General features: G+C 65.8%; 16 protein-coding genes. 10 read left to right on the forward strand and 6 right to left on the reverse strand.

The window, feature by feature from the left end; translation table 11 throughout:
- Positions 1-327 precede the first annotated feature (327 nt).
- From KA261_05120 to KA261_05140, 5 genes are all read left to right on the forward strand, one after another.
- Positions 328-4,875 carry a trypsin-like peptidase domain-containing protein gene (locus KA261_05120; GenBank protein ID MBP7697171.1) on the forward strand — a complete coding sequence of 1,516 codons (4,548 nt, stop codon included), beginning with the start codon at positions 328-330 and terminating at the stop codon, positions 4,873-4,875.
- 122 nt (positions 4,876-4,997) lie between these two features.
- A complete protein-coding gene (locus KA261_05125) occupies positions 4,998-7,946 on the forward strand; it encodes a thrombospondin type 3 repeat-containing protein (protein ID MBP7697172.1) in 2,949 nt (982 codons plus the stop codon).
- Between the two features lie 102 nt (positions 7,947-8,048).
- Positions 8,049-8,990 carry a radical SAM protein gene (locus KA261_05130; protein ID MBP7697173.1) on the forward strand — a complete coding sequence of 314 codons (942 nt, stop codon included), beginning with the start codon at positions 8,049-8,051 and terminating at the stop codon, positions 8,988-8,990.
- A gap of 53 nt (positions 8,991-9,043) precedes the next feature.
- Positions 9,044-9,568 (forward strand): flavin reductase, encoded by a 525-nt coding sequence (locus tag KA261_05135; protein ID MBP7697174.1) that lies wholly within the window; start codon positions 9,044-9,046, stop codon positions 9,566-9,568.
- A 1-nt stretch (position 9,569) separates the two neighbouring features.
- Positions 9,570-10,190 carry a M15 family metallopeptidase gene (locus tag KA261_05140; GenBank protein ID MBP7697175.1) on the forward strand — a complete coding sequence of 207 codons (621 nt, stop codon included), beginning with the start codon at positions 9,570-9,572 and terminating at the stop codon, positions 10,188-10,190.
- Between the two features lie 121 nt (positions 10,191-10,311).
- On the opposite strand, the gene KA261_05145 is transcribed toward KA261_05140, so the two are convergent.
- From KA261_05145 to KA261_05160, 4 genes are all read right to left on the reverse strand, one after another.
- Positions 10,312-10,827, reverse strand: coding sequence for a hypothetical protein (locus KA261_05145; GenBank protein ID MBP7697176.1), 516 nt, complete (start codon positions 10,825-10,827; stop codon positions 10,312-10,314).
- A gap of 3 nt (positions 10,828-10,830) precedes the next feature.
- Positions 10,831-11,340, reverse strand: coding sequence for a hypothetical protein (locus KA261_05150; GenBank protein ID MBP7697177.1), 510 nt, complete (start codon positions 11,338-11,340; stop codon positions 10,831-10,833).
- A 165-nt stretch (positions 11,341-11,505) separates the two neighbouring features.
- Positions 11,506-13,143: a dockerin type I repeat-containing protein gene (locus KA261_05155; protein MBP7697178.1), complete on the reverse strand. Its 1,638-nt coding sequence runs from the start codon at positions 13,141-13,143 to the stop codon at positions 11,506-11,508.
- A 166-nt stretch (positions 13,144-13,309) separates the two neighbouring features.
- Positions 13,310-14,659, reverse strand: coding sequence for a serine/threonine protein kinase (locus tag KA261_05160; protein ID MBP7697179.1), 1,350 nt, complete (start codon positions 14,657-14,659; stop codon positions 13,310-13,312).
- Between the two features lie 351 nt (positions 14,660-15,010).
- Between KA261_05160 and gyrA the strand changes: the two genes are divergently transcribed.
- Together gyrA and KA261_05170 are read left to right on the forward strand one after the other, a co-directional pair.
- On the forward strand, positions 15,011-17,443 hold the full coding sequence (gene gyrA / locus KA261_05165) for a DNA gyrase subunit A (protein MBP7697180.1): 2,433 nt from the start codon (positions 15,011-15,013) through the stop codon (positions 17,441-17,443).
- Positions 17,444-17,513: 70 nt separating this feature from the next.
- On the forward strand, positions 17,514-17,762 hold the full coding sequence (locus tag KA261_05170) for a PGPGW domain-containing protein (protein ID MBP7697181.1): 249 nt from the start codon (positions 17,514-17,516) through the stop codon (positions 17,760-17,762).
- A gap of 28 nt (positions 17,763-17,790) precedes the next feature.
- Here KA261_05170 and KA261_05175 read toward each other — a convergent pair whose 3' ends face one another.
- Positions 17,791-18,780 carry a TerC family protein gene (locus KA261_05175; GenBank protein MBP7697182.1) on the reverse strand — a complete coding sequence of 330 codons (990 nt, stop codon included), beginning with the start codon at positions 18,778-18,780 and terminating at the stop codon, positions 17,791-17,793.
- 273 nt (positions 18,781-19,053) lie between these two features.
- On the opposite strand from KA261_05175, the gene KA261_05180 reads away from it, so the two are divergent.
- The 3 genes from KA261_05180 to KA261_05190 all read left to right on the forward strand — a co-directional run bounded on the left by KA261_05180 (position 19,054) and on the right by KA261_05190 (position 20,334).
- Positions 19,054-19,266: a helix-turn-helix transcriptional regulator gene (locus tag KA261_05180; GenBank protein ID MBP7697183.1), complete on the forward strand. Its 213-nt coding sequence runs from the start codon at positions 19,054-19,056 to the stop codon at positions 19,264-19,266.
- Between the two features lie 44 nt (positions 19,267-19,310).
- The gene (locus KA261_05185) at positions 19,311-19,913 is read left to right on the forward strand and encodes a hypothetical protein (protein MBP7697184.1); all 603 of its coding nucleotides are present in this window, start codon (positions 19,311-19,313) and stop codon (positions 19,911-19,913) included.
- Between the two features lie 145 nt (positions 19,914-20,058).
- Positions 20,059-20,334, forward strand: coding sequence for a hypothetical protein (locus KA261_05190; protein ID MBP7697185.1), 276 nt, complete (start codon positions 20,059-20,061; stop codon positions 20,332-20,334).
- Positions 20,335-20,363: 29 nt separating this feature from the next.
- Here KA261_05190 and KA261_05195 read toward each other — a convergent pair whose 3' ends face one another.
- Positions 20,364-22,655: a hypothetical protein gene (locus KA261_05195; protein ID MBP7697186.1), complete on the reverse strand. Its 2,292-nt coding sequence runs from the start codon at positions 22,653-22,655 to the stop codon at positions 20,364-20,366.
- Positions 22,656-22,741 lie beyond the last annotated feature (86 nt).

Consider the following 22,741-nt stretch of genomic DNA (forward strand, 5'->3'; position numbering starts at 1 on the left):
TCTACCCACATTATCATGAATTCCCTTGACCGCCCGCGGGTCCGCCGCTTAATTGACTATATGGATTTCTGAAGTCGCCATCCGGACCGCCCGCGGCCGGCGCCGACAGTCCCGGTTCCGCCCCGTCCGCGCGGGCCCGCCTCCGGCGACACAGCCCATGGGGAATCGCCGATAGTGCCAAACCGTCAGCCACCATCCGCCGCACCGCCGCCCGCCGCGGCCGCCATCGTTTCTCGGGCGGGACCGATCCCGGCGCGGCCGACGGTCGACGGCTTCTCCCCACGACTCACCAACCGTTCCACCAACCATCAGCCTGCGGGGTGCGCAATGAGGTTCCTGAGGTTCATGCTGGTCGTCACCGCGACCGCGCTGTCGGGCGCGGTAACCGTGGCCGCGCAGGTCAGCGAAGGGGGCACGCCGCCGAGTTTCGGCAAGGCGGTGGGCGCCGCAATCGACCGCTACGTCACCGCGCCGATCGACGTGGCCGCGCTTCTCGAGGAGGACGCGCGGACGCCCAAAGATGTGCCTTTCCGATTCGGCTACCCGTTCGATGTCCGGCTCGGTCTGGACAACGCGGGCACGTGGGAGGTGCTGGCCGACGGCAGCCGGCTGTGGCGGCTGCAGATCGAATGCCCCGGCGCCGCGTCGATCAACCTGATCTTCGACCGGTTCTGGCTGCCCGACGGCGCCCGGCTGTTCATCTACAACGCCGACCGCTCCCACGTCATCGGCGCCTTCACGAGCCGTAACAACAAGGACTACGGCTCCTTCGCCACTCAGCCGGTGCGCGGCGACGTGAGCGTGCTGGAGTACTGGGAGCCGGCCGGGCTGAACGCGCAGCCGGAACTGCGGGTCTCGCGCATCGTCCACGCCTACCGCAATCTGTTCGCGCGGGATTTTCTCAAGGATTTCGGCGAATCGGGCGCCTGCAACAACAACGTCCGCTGCCCCGAGTGGGCGGCCTTTGATCCCCTCATCCGCTCGGTGGCCCTGATCACGACCGGCGGCGGCTTCCGCCTCTGTTCGGGCGCGATGATCAACAACGTGCGGCAGGACCTCACCCCCTATTTCCTCACCGCCAACCACTGCCTCGGCGGCTCCGACACCTGGGTGTTCATTTTCAACTACGAGAGCCCGGCCTGCAGCAACGTCGACGGCCCCACCTACATGACGGTGTCGGGTTCCACCCTCCGGGCGAATCTCGCCTACTCAGACTTCGCGCTCCTGGAGCTGTCCGAGCAGCCGCCGGATTCCTACAACGTCTACTACGCCGGCTGGAACGCCGTCAACGCCGCCGCCGACAGCGTTATCGCCATCCACCACCCCTCGGGCGACATCAAGAAGATCACTTTCGACTACAACGCGGTGACCTCCACGAGCTACCTGGGGACCGCGGTGCCCGGCGACGATTCGCACTGGCGGATCGGCCAGTGGGAGGACGGCACGACCGAGCCCGGGTCCTCCGGGTCGCCGATCTTCAACCGCCAGGGACAGATCATCGGCCAGCTCCACGGCGGCTACGCTTCCTGCGCGAGCATCACCTCCGACTGGTACGGGAAGTTCGCCAAGTCGTGGAGCTACGGGTCGACCGCCGCCACCCGCCTGCGCGACTGGCTGGACCCCGACAACACGGGTGCGCTCAGTCTGGGCGGCCGGGAGAGCGCCGGCATCTCCATCACCCACGATCCGCTCCCCGACACCCGCGACACGGTCAACGACTACGCCGTCCTCGCCGCCATCACCAGCGACGTTCCTCTGGACCCCGACTCGCTCCTGCTCTACTATGAAATCGGGGCGGCCAACTACGAGGATACGCTCACCCCGACCGGCAACCCCGATGAGTTTGTCGGCTACATTCCCGCGCAGGCTCCCGGCACAGTCGTCAGCTACCGCCTGCTGGCGGTCGACAGCGACGGCAAGGCGGACACCACCGACAGTTTCAGCTTCCGCGTCATCGACTACGGCCTGACCCTGGCGCCCGCCGCCGATACACTCTCCGGCCCGGTTGCCGATTCAGTCTGGTACGCCCTGCAGATTGTGAACACCGGCGTGTACACGGACTCCTACGCCCTCGCGGTGTCGGGCAACGCCTGGACTACCGAAATCTTCGACGCCGCCGGGACGACGCCGCTTTTGTCCACCGGCCCGCTGGCGGCCGACTCCGTTTTCGCGTTCACGGTCCGCGTCATCGTGCCGCCCTCGGTGTACGGGGCCGCCGACACGGCCCTTGTCACGGCCACGTCCGTCGGCGATCCGGTCTACACCGCGGCCAGCCGGCTCCGCACCGTCTCCGACGGCGAGCCGCTGGCGATTCCGTTCGAGGACGAGTTCCCGGCGGCCGCGCTGAGCGCCGCGCACTGGGTCCAGACCACCGGGGCCGAGGCCAACGCCGTCGCGCTCGCCGAACCCTCCGAACCGTACAGCCTCAACCTCGACGGCGCCCCGGCGGGAGCCGACACGGTCATGTCGCAGGTGATCAATCTCGCGGGCCAGGGGAATCTGATCGTGCGCTATTTCTACGAGCGCACCGGCGGCGGCGACTCCCCCGAGGCCAACGACGACCTCTTCGTCGAGTACCGCGACAGCGCCGGCGTGTGGCAGCTCCTGCAGCAACACCTCGGTTCTGGCCCCGACATGACGACTTTCTCCGAGGTGGAACTCCCGCTTCCGCCGGCCGCTTATCACAGCGCGTTCCGCCTGCGCCTGAGGAGTATCGGGACGGCGGGCGCCTACGACGACTGGTTCGTCGACGACCTCTACGTCGGCCCCCCCCAGCCCTTCAAGCTCTCTCTGGACCCGGCCTTCGCCAGCCAGTACGGCCCGGCCGGCGACACCATGCAGTACACGCTGCAGATCGCCAACCGGGGGTCGCAGGCCGACCAGTACAGCTTCGCCGACTCGGGCGGCGCGTGGCCCGTGTCGTTCTGGGATGACGCCGGGGTGGCCCCGGTCGGCGGCAGCGGCATGATCGCCGCCGGCGATTCCGCCCGGTTTGTGGTCAAGGTCGAGGTGCCGGCCGACGCCCCGATGAACGCCGTCGACTCCTGCCGTGTGCGCGCCGTCTCCGCCGGGGACCCGCTCATGTTCGACGACAGTCGGCTGGTTTCGTTCTCGGCCGGCCCGCCCGGCGGATTTCCGTGGTACGAACCCTTCCCGGTCGATACGGTCATCGTCTCCCGGTGGACAAGCATTGTCGGCGCGGCGGTTAGCGCGGCGGCGCTTTTCCCGCCCTCGGCCCCCTACGCGGCGGCGCTCGACGGCGGCGTCGACACGCTGACCTCCCAGCCGATTGACCTGTCGGGGCGCAGCGACGTCGTCCTGTCCTACTACTACGAGCGCGGCGGTTCGTCCGAGCCGCCCGATGCGGGCGACGATCTCTGGGTGGAGTACAAGAACAACTCCGGCTCCTGGGTTCTCGTCGCCCGCCACCTCGGGTCGGGCGCGCCCATGTCGAGCTTCGAGCGCGTGACTTTCGGTCTGCCGGCCGACGCGCTGCACGGCGGTTTCCAGGTCCGCTTCCGCTCGTTCGGTTCCGGCGCCGATTCCGACTTCTGGTTCGTCGACAACATCAGCGTCGACTACGCTCCCGCGCTGGCCGTGGCGCCCTCCGGATTCAGCGCGGGCCTAGTGCAGGGGGATTCCGCCGCGGACCGGCTGCTCATCGCCAACACCGGCCTCGGCGTTCTCACCTATTCGCTCTCGGTTGTCCCGGTCGCCGCCAAGGGGAACACCCGCCTGGGCGAACTGCTCGCGTCGGGGGAACTCGCACCCGCGCACCGGCGGCTCGCGGAGGGTTTCGAGGATTACGCCGACCACAAGGGCGCCGACGATCCGCGGAGCGGGCCGGCGGTGGAAAAGAGCGCCGGCGGACCGGACGGCCACGGCTACTTCTGGATCGACTCCGACGAATCCGGGGGACCGGCCTTTGAATGGATCGACGTCTCGGCCGCCGGCACCGATGTCATCAGCGCCCTCAACGACGATAACTTCGCAGGCCCCTATGCCATCGGCTTCCCCTTCCCGTTCTATGACAGCGCCTACACCGAGATCTACATCGGGTCGAACGGGATCATCGGGTTCGCCCCCGGAGCGATGAACTCCCGCTTCAAGAAACACATCCCCAACGACACTCTCCCCAACGCCCTCCTCGCCTGGCTGTGGGACGACCTGAACCCGGATGATGTGAACAATGCCGCCGCGGCCCACGTCTACCTCGATACGAGCGGCGGCCGTTGCGTCATTCAGTTCACCGCCTATCCCGAATATCTGGCGAACCCCGGCGACGTGATCACGGCGGAGGTTATCCTCGAACCGGACGGTTCCATCCGCTTCCAGTACCTGAGCGTCGCCGCCGGGTTCGATGCGGCCGGCGGCACGATAGGGATCGAGAGCCCGGACGGCACGGACGGCCTGGAGGTTGCGTACCTGACGCCCTACCTGAAAGACTCCCTCTGCATCCGGTTCGTCCAGCCCTACCAATGGCTGGGCCTCAGCCGCTTTTCGGGAACGGTGGCGGCCGGAGGTACCGATACCGTGGGCCTGATGTTCCGCTCGGCGGGTCTGGATTCCGGCCTCTACCAGGCCGCCCTCGTGGTGAGCTGCAACGATCCGAATCACCCGGCGGAGACGGTTCCGGCGGAGCTGACGGTGACGCTCCAGCCTGCCTGGATCTGCGGCGACATCAACGGCGACGGGGCGGGGCCGAGCGTGGCCGACCTGACTTTCTTCATCAACTTCCTCTTCCGGGGCGGGCCGGCGCCGCCGGATCCCGCGGCTTGCGATTTCGACGGCTCGGGCGACATCGCGCTGCCGGATCTCACGCAGTTGATCAATTTTCTCTTCCGCGGGGGGTCGCCGCCGACCTGCGGCAACTGATTGCACCGACTGACCTTACCGGGCGGCAAAAACCCCTTTGTCGCCCGGTTTTTTGGTTTATATTGTGGAGGTACTGTTCGAAAATACTTACATAGGCTCCGCCGAACCAAAGGAAAGCAGTTATGATGCGTTCTCTTCGCTGTGCAACCGTCCTGCTTTTGCTTGTCCTCTGCGCGTCGACCGTCGTCGCCGTCAACGAGCACTACCTGCGGCTCAAGGCCGATTCCCCGAAGGCACTGGCCGAGCTCTCCGAGGTCGTCTCGATCGACAACGTGCAGGACGGCGTCGTGCTGGCGTACGCCACCGACGAGCAGCTGGCTGCGCTGGAGCGCCTCGGGTATGCCTTCGAGGAACTCCCGCGCCCGAGCACGCTGATCGTCCCCGAAATGACGTCCGATCTCCGCGATGCAAGGGCCTGGGATGTGTACCCCACGTATGATGCCTACGTGGCCATGATGAACCAGTTTGCCGCAACCTACCCGGGCCTCTGCCAAATCGTGACCATCGGCACGACGACCGAGGGCCGCGCCCTGTTGGCCGCCAAGATCTCCGACAACGTCGCGGTCGACGAGGACGAGCCGGAAGTGCTGTATCTGTCGTCGATGCACGGCGACGAGACCACCGGGTACGTCCTGATGCTGCGCATGATCGACTCCCTCCTGAGCGCCTACGGCGTCAATCCTCAGATCACCAGCATGGTCGACAATCTCGAGATCTGGATCAACCCGCTGCACAACCCCGACGGGACCTACGCCGGCGGCAATTCGACAGTGTACGGGGCGACCCGCTACAACGCCAACGGCGTCGACCTCAACCGGAACTTCCCCGACGCCGACGACGGGCCGCACCCGGACGGCAACGCCTATCAGCCGGAAACCAACGCCATGATCGCGTTCGCCCAGGCCCGCCACTTTATCATCTCCGCCAACTTCCACGGCGGGGCCGAAGTGGTCAACTACCCCTGGGACACCTGGTCGCGCCGGCATCCCGACGACGCCTGGTGGCAGACCGTCTCACACGTGTTCGCCGACTCCGCCCAGTACTACAGCTCGGGGGGCTACATGGACGGGTTCAACGACGGCATCACCAACGGGTATGACTGGTACACGATCACCGGCGGCCGCCAGGATTTCATGAACTACTGGCACGGCTGCCGCGAAGTCACCATCGAGATCTCCGAGACCAAGCTGCTCCCCGCCGGCCAGCTCCCGACCTGGTGGGGCTACCTGCGGGTCTCGCTGTTCAACTACCTGCGCAATGCCCTCCGGGGCGTGCGCGGGATCGTCACCGACGCCAACACCGGCCTGCCGCTGGCGGCCACGATCTTTGTGCTCAGCCACGACACCCAGGCCGACAGCTCCCAGGTCTACACCGATCCCGTGCTGGGCAACTACCACCGCATGATCGCTCCCGGTACCTGGAACTTCGTCTACAGCTCGCCCGGCTACTACCCGGACACTGTTTTCGGCATCACCGTCGCTTCCTACGCCGGCACGGTCACGCAGAACGTACAGCTCCAGCCGCTGCCGAACGCGCCGGTTCTGACGTTCGTGAGCCAGACGGCGGGTGCGCTGGATCCGGGGGAATCGGCGGCCATGAGCATCACACTGAAAAACGAGGGCGCCGGCAACGCCGTTAATCTGGCCGGGACGCTGGCGACCGCCGACAGCTACATCACGATCACGCAGAACAGCGCCATGTTCCCGACCATCACCGCCCTGGGCGGCACCGGCACGTCGCTCACCGCCTACCAGTTCAGCGTCTCCCCCTCCTGCCCGCTCGAGCACCCGGTCGATTTCGTTGTACACCTCACCGCCGACGGCGGCTACAGCGACAGCGTGCTGTTTTCGTTGACCGTGGGGCAGACGATCGAAGACTTCGAGACCGGCAATTTCGCCGCCTTCCCGTGGACGCAGAGCGGCAACGCTGCGTGGGTAACGACGACTTCGGCGCCCTACGAGGGCACCTACTCGGCCAAGTCGGGGACCATTTCGCACAGCCAGACCTCCACCATGCAGGTCACGCTGAGCAACCTCGAGGCCGGCACGGTGACTTTCCGCTACAAGGTCTCGTCGGAGTCGGGCTGGGACTACCTGGAATTCTGGCTCGACGGCGTCCGCAAGGACCGGTGGTCCGGCACCGTCGCCTGGACCGAGGCGTCCTACGCCACCACGGCCGGTAGCCATACGTTCCGCTGGACCTACACGAAGGACGGATCACAGTCGGTCGGCAGCGACTGCGGCTGGGTGGACTACATTGTCTTCCCGACTGCCGATCCCGATCCCGATAACGACGGGATCCCCACCGGGTCGGACAACTGCCCCACGGTCGCCAACCCCGGCCAGACCGATGCCGACGGCGACGGTAAGGGGGACGCCTGCGACAACTGCCCGTCGGTCCAGAACCCCACCCAGGCCAACTCCGACAGCGATACTTTCGGCGACGCCTGCGACAACTGTCCGACCGTCGCCAACCAGATCCAGACCGACGCCGACAGCGACGGCAAGGGGGACGCCTGCGACAACTGCGTGACCACCCCCAATCCGGACCAGGCCAACAGCGACACCGACGCTTTCGGCAACGCCTGCGACAATTGCCCTGCCATCGCCAACGCCACTCAGAACGACGCTGACAGCGACGGTGTCGGGGATGCCTGCGACAACTGCGCGGCGGTGCCCAACACCAGTCAGACGAATTCTGACGGCGACGTCCGCGGCGACGCCTGCGACAACTGCCCGACTGTCACAAATCCGACGCAGGTCGACGGCGATCAGGATGCCGTCGGCGACGCCTGTGACAACTGTCCCGAGATCGCTAACCCGGACCAGGCCGACGGCGACCTCGACGGCGTCGGCGACGCCTGCGATTACCTGTGCGGCGACGTTACCGGGGACGGCAGTTTCACTGTCGGCGATTTGACCTTCTTTATCGCCTTCATGTTCCGCGGCGGTCCCTCCCCCGCCAACATGGCGGCGGCGGATGTTGACGGCCAGGTCGGCATCACCGTCGGCGACGTCACCTACATGATCGCCTTCCTCTTCCGAGGGGGCCCGGCGCTGGTGTGCCAGTGACGGCTCAGTGAGAGTGCAAGGGCAGGCCTGCGGCCTGCCCTTTTTTTTGTCTTCCGCCGGATGAGTCTGGCAAGGGGAGAGAACCTGTCCTATATTGGCCCCATGAGTTCATCGGATCGCCGACCGTTCGAACCGAACCTGGAGCGCTGCGCCTGCTGCCCCCGGGGCTGCGGCGCCGACCGCACCGCCAGCCCGCTCGGCTGGTGCCGCAGCGGCGCCGACCTGTCTATCGGTTCGATCTGCGCCCACCGGGGCGAGGAGCCGGTCATCTCCGGCCCCCACGGCATCTGCAACATCTTCTTCACCCGCTGCAACCTCCAGTGTGTCTACTGCCAGAACTACGACATCAGCCGCACGCACGAACCGATCATCGAAACCGCCATGAGCTACGACCGGCTGGCCGACCGGGTCGAGGAGCATCTCGACCGGGGCTGCCCTTCGGTCGGCTTCGTCTCCCCCTCGCACTACTACCCGCAGATGCTCCGCATCATCGACGTGCTCGCCGCCCGCGGCCGCCGGCCGGTGTACGTGTGCAACACCAACGGCTACGACCGGGTCGAGGCGATCCGGCGGCTGGAGGGGATCATCGATGTCTACCTGCCCGATTTCAAGTACATGGATGAGCGGCTCGCGCGCGAGTTTTCGCAGGCCCCCCGCTACCCCGAGATCGCGGCGGCCGCGATCGGGGAGATGTTCCGGCAGATGGGCGCCGAGATCGAGCTCGGCGCCGACGGCTTGATCCGGCGCGGGTTGGTCATTCGCCACCTCGTGCTCCCCGGTCAGGTGCAAAACTCGATCGAGGTTCTCCGCTGCATCGCCGAGTGTTTTTCGCCCGACTGCCACCTCTCGCTCATGTCGCAGTACTGGCCGACGCCGGCCGTGGCCCGCCATCCCACCCTCGGCCGCCGCGTCCTCCGGGACGAGTACGATGAGGTGCTCGAAGCGATGGAACGCCTGGGGTTCACCCGCGGCTGGGTCCAGGAACTCGGCTCCAGCGAGCACTACCGCCCCGACTTCATGCGCGATCACCCCTTCGAACCATGAGGCTGGCCGGCCGGTTACAGGGAAAGTAATTGACGGCCCGCGCCGGAAACGGTATGCTGGCCGATCGAAAGCAACACGCCACCTGCGAAAGGGTAATCGCCATGGCCGACGACATCAAAAAAGTCCTCCGGAAGTTCGAATACGGCGTCTACGTGGTCACAATGGGGAAGGGGGAAAACGGAAACGCCTTCACCGCCTCCTGGGTGACCCAGGTCAGTTCCGATCCGCCGCTGGTCGCGATCGCGGTGCATAAGAAACGGCAGTCGATCCCGTTGCTGCGGGAGCACCAGGCGTTCGTCGTCAATCTCATCGGCGAGGGACAGGAAGCGGTCGCCAAGTCGTTCTACGGCCCGGCCGAGGCCGGCTACGACAAGCTCAAAGCCCGCACCCTCGGCAATTCCCCCGCCACCGGCACGCCGGTGCTCCACGGGATCCTCGGCTATGTCGACTGCGCCATCGTCAACTCGGTCGAGACCGGCAACCACATCCTGTTCATCGGAGAGGTGAAGGCGGCCGGACTGGAAAGCGACCGTCAGATTCTCACCGGTACGAACTCCGGCCTCCGCTACGTAGGGTAATGTGAGGAACGTCCGGGTCAGACGAGGCGTGTTGACGGCCGCGGCGGCGCTCTGCTTCGCGTCCGGCGCCCCGCAGGCCGACCGGTCGGCCAAGGCCGAGCGCCCTTGCAACCATTCCGTCACCATCGACGCCGTCACCTACGACGTGCCGGAGCGGTGGTGCGAGCGCTATGTTCCGCCCCATGAGCGGGCGGCGGCCGACACGCTCGTGGCCCTACCGAAAGATCTCTGCGACAACGGCAGCCGGATCTACGTCACCCGCGCCACCCGCGAGGCGTTTGTCCGCATGGCCGAGGCGGCCCGCAAAGCCGGCATCCGCTTCCGCGTCGACTCCGGGTACCGTTCCCCGGCCTATCAGAAGCGGGTGATCCGGCGCCGCATGGCCGAGGGGCAGACCTTCCACCAGGTCGTGCGTTTCGTCGCTCCGCCCGGCTTCTCCCAGCACCACACGGCGCGCGCGCTCGATCTCGTGCCGAGCGAGGCCCGTTTCGTCCATACCGACGCCTACAAGTGGCTCACCCGGCACGCCGCCGATTTCGGCTTTGTCGAATCCTACCCGAAACCGGTGGAGAAGTCCGACTACGACTACTGGGAATCGTGGCACTGGTACTATCGGGAGTAGAACCGCCGCCGGATGCGGGCGGCGATTGCACCGGTCGGGGTGATGGGCGCGCCGCAATTCTCGGGCCCGGCAACTGTCGAAAATCTCCGCGGGGCGTGCGGACCCCCCTTCGGCCCGGCGACTACTCCATCTCGACCTGCACGTGATCGAGCAGCCGCCATCCCTGGCGCTCCGGGACGAGGCAGGTGAAATACACTTCCTCCGCCCTGGCCGTCTCCCACGAGGTCTCCTCGATCGTCAGCCCCTCGTTCACTCTCACGGTCTCCACCAGATCGAACCGCCCGGTCTGTTCGTTGCCGGGCAGAAAGCGGAAGAACACGGCCGTTCCGGCGATTTGCCGCGGCGGCGCCGCTTTCCCCGGCGGCGTCACCTGGATGAGACTGAAATCCTCCAGCGATTCGTACTGGGTTTCATACGAGGGGAGGTCAAAGACGGCCTGTGCGGGTTTGGGCAGGGAGGCGCGGATCGGTTCGATCACCAGGAGGCGGTAGAGCGTATCGCACAGCCGCTCCCAGTCGTCGAATCCGGTCAAGTCGTCGTCCAGAATGCGGGCCGCCCGCATCGACGGCACCGAGGCGTTGAGGGCGGACAGGAAATTGCGCACCAGCGCATCAACAGTCGTCGCCCAGGCCGCCATCGCTCACTTTACCCGCCAGAGACTGAACCGCGCCCGGGTCGTTTTCAACTGCGTCTGCGGATCGGTGGCGGTCAGGTGAAAATTGAGCGTGTCCCGGTGGGGGAAAGTCACGGTCACCTGGTAGTTGCGGCTCTTCCACAGCCGGTCGGCCGCGATCACGCCGTCGCGCCATTGGCCGTAGTACATCGAATGCTGCCCCCAGTTGTCCCACACCTCCCACGACACCGAGTCGGTTGCGAGGTCGTACCGGAGCAGCCCGGAATCGGAGTACGGGACAAGGAACTTCGACCCCGACATCGTGGTCTTGACCAGGTCCCGCTTCGCATCGTAGACGAACTCCCCTTCCCCTTCCACCTCGACCTCAAGATCGGTGACCGGCATGAGGAACATCCCCTCGCCTTCCCACGAACCGGCGAGTCCTTTCAGATCGAACTTAGCGGCCGGCCGCGCTGCGGCGGCGAGCACGGCTCCCAGAAGCGCAGACAACAGGATGCGGCGAACCATCGTACCCATACCACCTTTCCGTCCTTCTTGTGCGGGGAATATATCATGCCCTTTGTAACCGGCAAGGTTGAATTGGTTCGGGGGCCGGGTTTTCGGCGCCGGGGCGCGCCCGTTTGCCCCTCTCCGACAAAGGGCCGCCGAAGGCGGCCCCTGTGATTCGAACGGCATGATCCGCTAGCGAGCGCACGGGGGCGGACCGCCCCGCAGGAGATATGCAACCAGGCTGCTGAGATCGGTGACCGTAATTCCCCCGTCGCAGTCCACATCCCCCAACTCGACCGGCTGCGGCGCCCGGCCGCCGCGAAAAACGTACCCGACCAGGAACGTCACATCCGCCACGCTTGCCGTCCCATCCCCGTTCACGTCCCCCGACCGGTGGCCGATTATCGTAACCTCGCCTTCGATATTCACCGGCGCACCGTCCCGGAATTCCCCCGTCACCGTGTATGGCGCCCGGGCCGTGTCCCAGACCAGTCCGTACCCCTGGAGAAACGTCCGGGCGGGAAAAAGCGCTGTCACCACGCTGCCCGCGAACCCCGGGCATTTCAAGTGCCCCGCGCAGACCGTCGGCTGGACAGCTCCGTTGACCCGCAGAGAGCTCAGCCGAATGTCGCCGGCGGCGCGGTCCGGCAGGTTGCCGATAACGAGCGTATCCATGACGGGTGTCACGGCGTTTGACAGGAAAGCATACTGCGGCTGCGGGGTCAGCCGCGCGGGATCGGCCCCGCACGCTTGCCGGGCCGCATTGAATTGAATCTCATCGTACGACAGCCACCCGAAATCCCAGTCGTAGTACGCCGACCTGACGGACACTTCCGCTTCTTCCGCAAGGCGACCGAGCAGCTCAAGCGGTATCCTTCCCTCGATGACGCGACCCGACACCGCCGGCGGTTCGAGCATCGTTTCCTGCTGCGTCATGTTGTTCCAGAAGTACATTTCCCAGGTGGACTCGATTCTGATGCTGCACGTACTGTCGGTACCGCTAATATACCAGACAATCGAATAGCGGTCCCAGAGCGTCCCGCTGTGCGGAAAGGCGGCGTCGCCGACACATTCTATCCGGAAGTAGTAGTAGTCCGAATCATGGCAGAGATAGACCCGATCCAGTTCGGCCGCCGGGGTGCTGGTCCCGTCATCGCGCCTGTCCTGAGCCATGAGATACATGTATGGCCAGTCTTCGAAATCTCCCCCAATGGCAACTGTTCCGCACCGAATCGGCATCCACTTTCCGTAGGGCGAGCGCGCCAGAATGATGGAATCCGCGTCCGGTCCCCCCATGCCGCCAAGCGTGTCCGCCCGGTAGATCAGGGTCAGCGCGCCACCCAGCTCCGGCGGCAGGTCAAGCAGAACCGTATCATTCGCAAACGTGCCGTCGGCGACAAACCAGGTCGAGGTATCGGTATCCATCCAGAGCTGCACCGCCGAGCCCTCGTGGACAAACCTCGGAATTTCCCTCCCTCCGTCGACATTCGCCCACCACCCGTTGAGATCCACCGGGTACCTGACGATCGTCATGGGATTCCCTTCCTCGTTCAGACCGCTCAGCGTGTCCCCATGGTACACGAGAATCACCGTGTCGGCAGGCGTCGGGTAGGCCCACAGCGTATCGTTGGCAAAGACGCCCGGGGCGATGAGTGTCCCGTCCCCGTCGAGTATAGTGACATCGACCCCCTGCTGCACCAACCGGATGAAATGCCCGTTGTCCTCGATCACCCTCCACCAGCCCGTGAGATCCGTGAGCCGGCTCGCCCCGGCCGTGCTCGCAAGCGCCGCGACCCCCGCCAGGAGGGCGGCCCGCACGCATGCTTTCATATTACTCCTCCTGCGTCAAACTAGCCCTGCCGGAATCGTCGGTGTCAATCGAGGGAAAAGGACTTATGGGACCTGCCGTAACTATAACCGGCGCGGTCCATTTTGTCAAGACCGAGGGCGCTGTTCGAGCGAGGGGCCAAAGCCGCGCGTGCCGACGGGCCTCGGGTCAGGCGCCGGGCACGGGAGCGGTCCTTTCGGTCCAGCCGTCCAGCGCCGCCGCGACTTCGGCCATCATCTGCGGGCGATCCTCGCGCCGCTTCGCCAACATGAGCCGCACCAGTCGATCGAGCGGTTCCGGTACGCCCGGCGCCCACTGCGCCAGCGGCGCCGGGTCGCCCACCAGGTGCTGCGCGAGTATGCCGCTCGTCTCTCCGGCGAACGGCGGCCGCCCCGCCAGCAGCTCGTACAGGGTGATGCCGAGGGAGTAGATGTCGGACCGCTCGTCGAGCCCCTCGCCGCTGCACTGCTCGGGGCTCATGTAGGCGGGTGAGCCGAGGGTCGATCCCGCTTGTGTCAGCGTCGCCTCGCGAGCCAGCTTGGCGATGCCGAAATCCGAGAGCTTGGCCCGCCGGTCGGCGGTCAGCAGGATGTTGGCCGGCTTGATATCGCGGTGGATGATTCCCTCTCGGTGCGCTACCGCCAATCCGTCGGCGATCCCGCAGATCATCCGCGCCGCCTCGGCCGGCTCGAGGCGCCCGTGCGTTTTCAGATAATCCGCGAGCGAACCCCCGTCGAGGTACTCAAGCACCATCCAGATCTCTTCGCCGACCGCAATGAGGTCGAACACCTGCACGATGTGCGGGTGCGACAGCCGGGCCAGCGCCCGCGCCTCCTGGCGGAAGCGCTCGCTGTAGACCGACTCGCCGACGAGCCGCGCGGCGAGCCGCTTGAGCGCCACCGGGCGGTCGAGCACCTGGTCATGGCCGCGATAGACTATGCCCATCGCCCCTTGGCCGAGTTTCTCCTCCAACCGGTAGCGGCGGTCGAGACCCGGCGGCGCCGGCCCTTCCGCGCCCGCCCGGGTGGGCGGGGCCAAGGTGTCCGCCGGGGTCGCGGCGCATGTCGCGGCGGCATCGGCCGCTCCGCCCGGAGCGCACAGCCGGGCCTGCACCCGCCGCCGGGCCTCCCGATCGAGCGTCAGCACCAGCGCGGCCCGATACAGCCGCCGGCTGCGATCGGGCGCCGTTTCGGCCAGACGCTCGGCCTCGTGCTCCCACCGGCGGGCACATGCCTCCGCCGCGGCGAGCCGGTCCGGCAATTCGCGGCGCCACCGGAGAAACACGACCCCGCCGACGCCCGCCCAGGCCGCCAGCATGAGCAGGCGCGTGACCGCGAGAGCCGCCGGACGAGGCTTCTCCCGCTTCACCAGCCCGAGCATCTTGCTCTGTCTGACCGGGGGGAGAACCTGCCGGACGCCGACTTCCACCGCCGGCTTCACCGCCGCCACTATCACGGCCGCCAGCAGCAGCGCGACCAGCCAGGTTCGATATGCGGTGACCACAGCATAAACGAGCACCGGCGGTCTCCTTAGCAGCGGCCCCAGCGGCGCGCGGGACACGGGAGCGGTGATTCTTATGGACGCTTGGTCAAACTGCGGACGTGTCGCCATAGTCCATTGATCGACATTCCCAGGCGGCGTCATAAGCGATCGGCCTCGGCTAGCCGCACGTCGGGCAGCGCGGCCGGCGGAAGCCCGATGCCGCCACCCGTCCGCCGTTCGGGAAGCGGCCGCTAATACATTGTCGCACAATCGGATAATGCCAGGCTTTCGGCGGTTTTTTATTGCTATTCGCGCATATAATGGTTAGCTTATCGTCAGCGTATCGTGGACTTTACGACTGCAAGATAGAAGGGACCTTCGGCGGCCATGACAATGGAGCGGCAAAAGATAGAGACGATCTTCCTCGAAGAGGAGATGAAGCACTCCTACCTGGATTACTCGATGTCGGTGATCACCAATCGGGCGCTGCCCGACATCCGCGACGGGCTTAAGCCGTCGAACCGACGCATCCTGGTGGCGATGAACGATCTGAATTTGGCGCCCGGACGGCCGCACCGTAAGTGCGCCAAGATCTGCGGCGACACCTCGGGAAATTACCATCCCCACGGCGAGCAGGTGGTGTACCCGACGCTCGTGCGCATGGCGCAGGATTTCAACATGCGCTATCCGCTGGTGGACGGCCAGGGAAACTTTGGCTCGATCGACGGCGACGGCGCGGCGGCCATGCGGTACACGGAAGCCCGCCTGACACCGATGGCGATGGAGATGCTCGACGATCTGAAAAAAGAGACCGTCGACTTCATGCCCAACTACGACAGCACGCGGGAGGAGCCGGTGGTCCTGCCGGCCAAGTTCCCCAATCTCCTGTGCAACGGCACCTCCGGCATCGCCGTAGGCATGGCGACCAACATTCCGCCGCACAACCTCAACGAGATCGCCGAGGCCATCATCCGCGTGATCGACGATCCCGAGTGTACGAACGACGACCTCATGGAGATTGTCCCCGGCCCCGATTTCCCCACCGGCGGGATCATCAACGGCCGCGACGGCATCCGCGAGGCCTACCGCACCGGCAAGGGGCACGTGTACGTGCGCGCCCGCGCCGCCATCGAGCGCATGAAGAACGGCAAGGACGCCATCATCGTCTCCGAAATCCCCTTCCAGGTCAACAAGACCAACCTGCTGGAGAAGATCGCCGAGCTTGTGCGCGACAAGAAGATCGACGGCATCGCCGACCTCCGCGACGAGTCCGACCGCGACGGCATGCGCATTTTCATCGAGCTCAAGCGCGACATTCCGCCCGACGTCGTCCTCAACCAGCTCTTCACCCACACGACCATGCAGACCACCTTCTCGGTCAACATGCTCGGGCTCGACCACGGCGTGCCGAAACAGATGAGCCTCAAACAGCTCATCCGGGCGTTTGTCGACCACCGCCACGAAGTGGTCGTGCGGCGCACCCAGTACGACCTGCGCAAGGCCGAGGAGCGGGCCCACATCCTCGAGGGCTACCGCATCGCGCTGGACCACATCGACGAAGTCATCGCCCTCATCCGGAAGTCGAAAGACACGCCGACCGCGCACGCCGGGCTGATGAAGAAGTTCGGCCTGTCGGACGTCCAGGCGACCGCGATCCTCGAGATGCGCCTCCAGCGCCTCACCGGCCTCGAGCGGCAGAAGATCGAGGACGAGTACCGCGAGCTGATCCAGAAGATCTCCGAGTACCGCGCCATTCTGGAGTCCCAGGCGCTCCGCATGCAGATCGTCAAGGATGAAACGCGCGGCCTGGCGGAGAAGTACGGCGACGCCCGGCGCACCGAGATCCAGGACGCGGCCGAGGAGCTCAGCGTCGAGGACCTCATCGCCGAAGAGGAAATGGTCATCACCATCTCCCACCAGGGCTACGTCAAGCGCCTCTCGGTGAGCGGCTACCGGCGCCAGCAGCGCGGCGGCATGGGCGTCCGCGGCATCGAAACCAAAGAGGACGACTGGGCCGAACACCTCTTCGTCGCCTCCACCCACGACTACGTCCTGTTCTTCTCCAACAAGGGCCGCTGCTACTGGGTGAAAGTGCACGAGATCCCGGTGGGCGGGCGGCTGGCCAAGGGCAAGCCGATCGTCAACCTCGTCCAGATGGAGAAAGACGAGAACATCACCGCCTTCACCCGCGTCCGCGACTTCTCCCCCGACCGCTTCGTCGTCTTCGCCACGCGCCAGGGGGTGGTCAAGAAGGTCGCTCTCGACTCATTCTCCCACCCGCGCGTCACCGGCGTCAATGCCATCACCCTCCCGGTCGAGGATGAACTCATCGAGGCCTGTCTCAGCGACGGCACCTACGACATCATCCTGGCCACCCGCAAGGGGATGGCGATCCGCTTCAAAGAGGAGAAAGTCCGCGCCATGGGCCGCACCGCCTACGGCGTCAAGGGGATCACCCTCGGCAAGAAAGACTACACCATCGGGATGGTGGTCGTCAAACGCGACAGCACCATCCTCACGGTCTGCGAGAACGGCTACGGCAAACGGACCTCGGTCGACGAGTACCGCATCACCAACCGCGGCGGCAAGGGCATCATCAACATCAAGAGCAGCGAGCGCAACGGGGAGGTGGTCGCGATCAAGGAGGTCCTCGACCAGGACGAACTGATCCTCATCACCCGCAAGGGCGTGACGTGCCGCACCGCGGTCAAGGGGATCAGCGTCATCGGCCGCAACACCCAGGGCGTGCGGCTCATGCAGCTGCGCGATGACGACACCGTGATCGACGTCGCCCACGTGGTCACCGACGAATCGCAGTGAGCGGGCGCCGGCCGCCCCGCCTCTCACCGACCCGGGACTGCTCCCGGCGTACCGGTGACCGGGGGAAGCGATGATTGCCGGAACGATAAGACAAGTGCGAAGGCTGGTCGTCGCCGTGATCGGTTTCACGGTGCTCGCGCTCGGCGTAGCTCTCCTGGTGCTGCCCGGCCCGGCGTTTCTCGTCATTCCGGCCGGCCTCGGCATCCTCTCCCTTGAGTTCGTGTGGGCGCGCAACCTGCTGCGCCGGCTGCGCCGCAAGCTCACCGGGCAGCCCCCGGCCGACCCTGCGCCCCCGCGCTCCACGGGCCTCGGGGGCTGACCTCCCGGACCGGCCGGAACTTTCCGACTTACGCGGGAATCTCGGGCAGGGCCGGCGGATCGCCGGGCGCGACCGCGCGTTTCGGCCAAACCAGCGAAGCGGCGATCGACACCGCGATGATCAGTCCCACCGCCCCCAGAGAGATGCCGATCGGAACCTTGTAGATATCCGAGAGGATCATTTTGATCCCGACAAAGACGAGGATGACCGACAGGCCGTAGTGGAGGTGGTGGAACAGCCGCATCACGCCCGCCAGCGCGAAGTAGAGCGAGCGCAATCCGAGAATCGCGAACACGTTGGCCGTGAACACCAAGAACGGATCCTTCGTCACCGCGAAAATCGCCGGTATCGAATCGACCGCGAATATGATGTCGCTGGACTCCACGAGGAGGAGCACAACGAACAAAGGCGTCGCCAGCCGGCGGCCCGCCGCTCTGACGAAAAAGCGCTTCCCCCGGTAATCCTTTGTGACCCCGACGAACCTCCGAAAGAGTCGCAGCACCGGGTTCCGCTCCGGGTGGAACTGCTTGTCTTTCGCCCAGGCCATCTTGATCCCCGTGAACACCAGGAAAGCGCCGAAGAGGTAGATGATGGCGTGGAATTTCGCGATCAGGAGGGCGCCCAGGGCGATGAAAAACGCCCGGAACACGAGCGCCCCGAGAATCCCCCAGAACAACACCCGGTGCTGGTATATCGGAGCCACGTTGAAGTACGAGAAGATGAGGAGGAAGACGAAGACGTTGTCGATGCTCAGCGACTTCTCGATGAGGTAGCCGGTGAGAAACTCCAGCGCCGCCGGAGTGCCCCGCCCGGGCGAGACCGTCTCGTACCGGTAGTACACGAACGCCATGAACGCGAGCGCCAGCACGATCCACACCGCCGTCCAGGCAAACGACTCCCGCATGCTGACCACGTGGTCGCGCCGGTGAAAGACGCCGAGATCCAGAGCCAGCATCCCGAGCACAAAAGCGGTGAATGCTCCGTAGAGCAAATAGTGATTCTGTAAAAAAGTCTCCATCTCCACCCTTCGCGGGACAGACCTAACAACCCCTCCCCCGGTGCCCGGTTCCGTCCTCGCGCATCGACCGCGCGAACGATCAGCCGCGAGCCTTCGCGGCGCCGGCCGTCGGAGGCAGCCCTAAGATATTGTGGGTTAGTATCTTAAGAGGGGGCATAGTCTCCAAACAAAAAAAATCCGGAAATCTCCGAATCTTTTCGTTTTACTTAACGTATTTTATGTGTAACATAAAACACTTTATGTAATTCGCACTGTCAACCGCAGAGACCAACCGTGGCTATACAGATTAAACTGGACCTGATTCTGGTGAAGAAGAAGATGTCGCTCACCGAACTGGCGGCCCGAATCGGGATATCGGTCACCAACCTCTCGCTTCTGAAAACGGGCAAGGTGAAGGGTATCCGTTTCAGCACGCTCGAGGCGATCTGCCGCGAGCTCGAATGCCAGCCCGGCGACATTCTGGAATACGAACCGGATTTTGTTTAGGAGACAGAGAACCTCACGCATCCTGAAGGCGGGGTCTTGGAAGTATGGAAGAGAACAGGTATAAGCTGGCCGGTTGGCTTGCGATCGTGCAGGCCGTGCTCTTTCCCGTCGCCATCGTGATCGGTCTTATCGAAGCGGGCGTAGCCGCCGAGTTTTTTAACATTCGCCGGCCGTTTGTCGGCCCCTCCGATTTTCTCATGATTCCGTTCACGGCGATCGCGGTCTACACGCTGCTGAAATTCCGCTCGCTCCTGCACGAGCGTTACGCCTACCGCGATCTCGACCTCCTGATCATCGTCTCGGTCTGGTGGACGATCGCGTTTCAGGTCTGCGGGCTGGCGTTCGGCATCCTGACCTCCGCCTTCTGGCCGGTCGATCGGGTGGTGCTCCTGGTCGGGTTTGTGGCCTTTTTCACCGGGGCCATGGTCTCGATCGGCGTCGTGGATATTCTGATCGCGGTCAAACTGCTCGGGGCCAAGGAACGCTTCGGCGAATACATCCGCGGCTTCGCCTATGTCACGATGGCTGCCGGGATCTGCGAGGTCACAGTGCTGATGTCCGTGTTGGCCCTTCTCCTCGTGCCTGTCTCGGCCATCGTCCTCGCCCTCATTTTCTTCCGCGACCAGCAGGAAGTGGAGTTTGTGTGAAAAACCGGAACGCGCTCACTCCCGTTCGAGAGGCCGGGTTCGGTCCTGCGGGCGCCGTATTCATGGCCCCGGTCCTCGCGGCCGGCGTATCGCCGTTCTTTGGGCGCGGCGGGTTGATGGCCCGCCCCGGCAGAAAGGAGCACGTATGAGCGCCCTGACCTATGTCCTCACCCTGGGGGCCTTGATCGGTGTGGTCTGGCATGTGATCGCGACCATGGCCATCTATAACTACCTCCGGCGCCGCGGCGACAAGGTGAGTTTTGTGTGGCTGCGCCTCATGAGCCCCATCTACGCCTCGCGGTACCGCGCGGCGACCCGGCAGGAGACCGGCAGGGTCGGCCACCTGTTCTACCACTGGGTGATCCCGATCAATCTGGCGTTTCTGCTGGTCGTGCTCGCCGTCGCCTCCCGGTACGTGTAGCTCTTTGTAGGAAAAGCGGGCTTCAGGCTTCAGAACCGCACGGTCACGCCGGCGCTGGGCAGGATCCCGGCGTCGTAGATGAAACCGTCGGCGGACCGGATGATCGGGTTGGCCCGATTGGTGATGTTGGCAATGGCGCAGTAGGCCTCGGCCGCGCCGAAGTCGAACACCGCATTCAGATTCAGAGTCGCGTGCGTGGGGAAGCGCGCGCCGTTCTCCCGCGCCAGGGCGGCCCGGTAGTAGTCGACGGTCAAGCGGTCCCCGTCCGGGGCCGCCGGGCTTTTTGGCGGCAGGGTGTAGGCGTATCCCGACCGGACCGCGGCTTCCGCCCCGACCGCCACCACGCGGCTCACCCGGTAGCGCGCCATCGCGTACCACCGGTGCGGCGCATTGAATTCGGAGGGCGCCGTCACGCTCGCAGTCGTCTTCGTCCCAGCGGTGTATCCGTAGGAGGCGGTCAGGGCGAGCCGCCCCCCGGCGAGGCTGTCGAACGCGAGCGTAATGTCGCCGCCGGCAAAATCCGCCTCCCCGATCGACGGCGTCCGCAGGAATCCCTCCCCCGCCGCTCCGTCCTCAGCGACCCGGCGGAAGTCGGGCGTGAGCACCGGCAGCCCGGCGATTTGTTTCCGGTACAGGGCCGCGCTCGCCGGTCCGCAGGTGTACTGCAGCGACACGAGCGCAGTGCGCACCGGCTGCAGCCCGTTGTAGTCGGTGTGGACCAGCGCCTGGTAGGCCTCGAGGACGCGCTGCGCCGGATCCTCCGCGAACGTCCCCGCAAAGAAAGTCAGCGCCCCCTTGTCGTCCAGGTCGAGCGTGGCGGCCTGGCGGAATACCGCCCACTCTTTCCGGGCCAGCCCCCCGAAGTGCCCGATGCGCGCGCCCGATTCCATGTGGACCGGCCCCGCCCGCCAGCGCAGCGAGGCGTAGGCGGCATGGTCGGTGCGCCGCCGCGTCCCGTGGTAGGATCCATAGAGCCGGTTCAATTCCGGCTGATAGGGATTGGGCAGGTCGCTCGCCGCATCCGGGGGGAGGAAATTCCAGTTCTGCTGCGTCAGGTCGATCCGCTGCTTCATCACGTGCCGGACCCGGTCTCCGATCGTCAGTTCGCACGCCCCGAGCGACAGCACAACCTCGCCCGCGATCGTCGTCGTCACTCCGGAGGCGTGCAGATCGAGGATCGGCGGTTCGGCCTCGTCCCCGTCCGGCACCGACGCCGCCGCATACGACTCCTCCGTGCTCTGGACGGCCGCCTGCAGGCGGAGGAGCGTCCCCGACCGGAGCATCTCCAGGCGCGCCCCGATATAGTGCTCCGCGGTCGCCAGCGCGGTCTGCGCCCCCCGCGTGTTGCGCGCGGTTCCGCCGGTGCGGTACTCGAGCGCATCGTGCACGTGGTACTGGTCGATCGCCAGCGAGGCGGCGCTTCCGAGCCGGAGCCCCGACGAAGCGACCAGGTCCTGAAAATTGGTCGGCGGCACCGTGCGCCGCCCGGCGTCGGTGTCGAGCCGGTTGACGATTTCGTCGAGCACCGACTTGCGCGCCGCCCCGAGGGTAAACCAGTGCGGTCCGCCGAGCGACCAGGCCGCGGTGGCGTCGATCGCCGACAGGCTCAGCGACGCGTCGCGGTGGCGCCCGTACGGCCGGGGGAGGGCCAGGTCGATCGCCGCCGGCGCATCGTGCGCCGCGCCTGTCCCCAGCGTGCGCACCGTCATCCGCTCCACCACGGCGGCCGGAACGACCGCGAACATGCCGTAGTGGGTCGGGTTTCGGCCGATGGCGATGCCGTTGATCGTGTAGACCGGCGAGGAGCCGCTGACCCGCAGCCGCGCCGAGTGCGACGAACCTTCCCGCAACACCCGCGGCTCCTTCACGGCGTCGATCGGGTTGCCCGGCACGAACGATGTTTGGGCCGCCGCCGCGACCTCGGCCCGCGTCAGCGCCCGGCACGGCGCTCCGGCTGCCTCCGGCGGCTGCACCGTCACCCCCTCCACCGCCACCGGCGCCGGCCGCAGTTCAATGCGGAGCCGGCCCGGCAGTCCGCCGCCTGCGACCGTGCTCTCGTGCCGGAGGTATCCGACCGATGAGACGACCAGGCGCAGCGGGGCCGCGGTCGAATCCTTCAGCCGCAGAGCAAACCGCCCGTGCTCATCGGCCGCTCCGGCCGCCACCGGCGTGGAGCCGATCCAGACCGCGACGTTTGCCCCGATCACCGGCGCGCCGTCGAGATCGACCACCTCTCCGGCCAGCGACCACTGCGCGCCGCGGGCCGGCAAAGCGGCCCCCAGCAAAAGCGCGGCGATGGCGATTTTCCACAGGGCTGACATAGGGGGTTCTCTCCGGGGGACTCAGGACAAACGCCGTGCCCGGATCCGGAAAATGCTTGCCGGTTGTATCCCGTTATCTTGCAGAT

The organism is Candidatus Zixiibacteriota bacterium, from assembly GCA_017999435.1.
Lineage (GTDB): Bacteria > Zixibacteria > MSB-5A5 > GN15 > FEB-12 > JAGNLV01.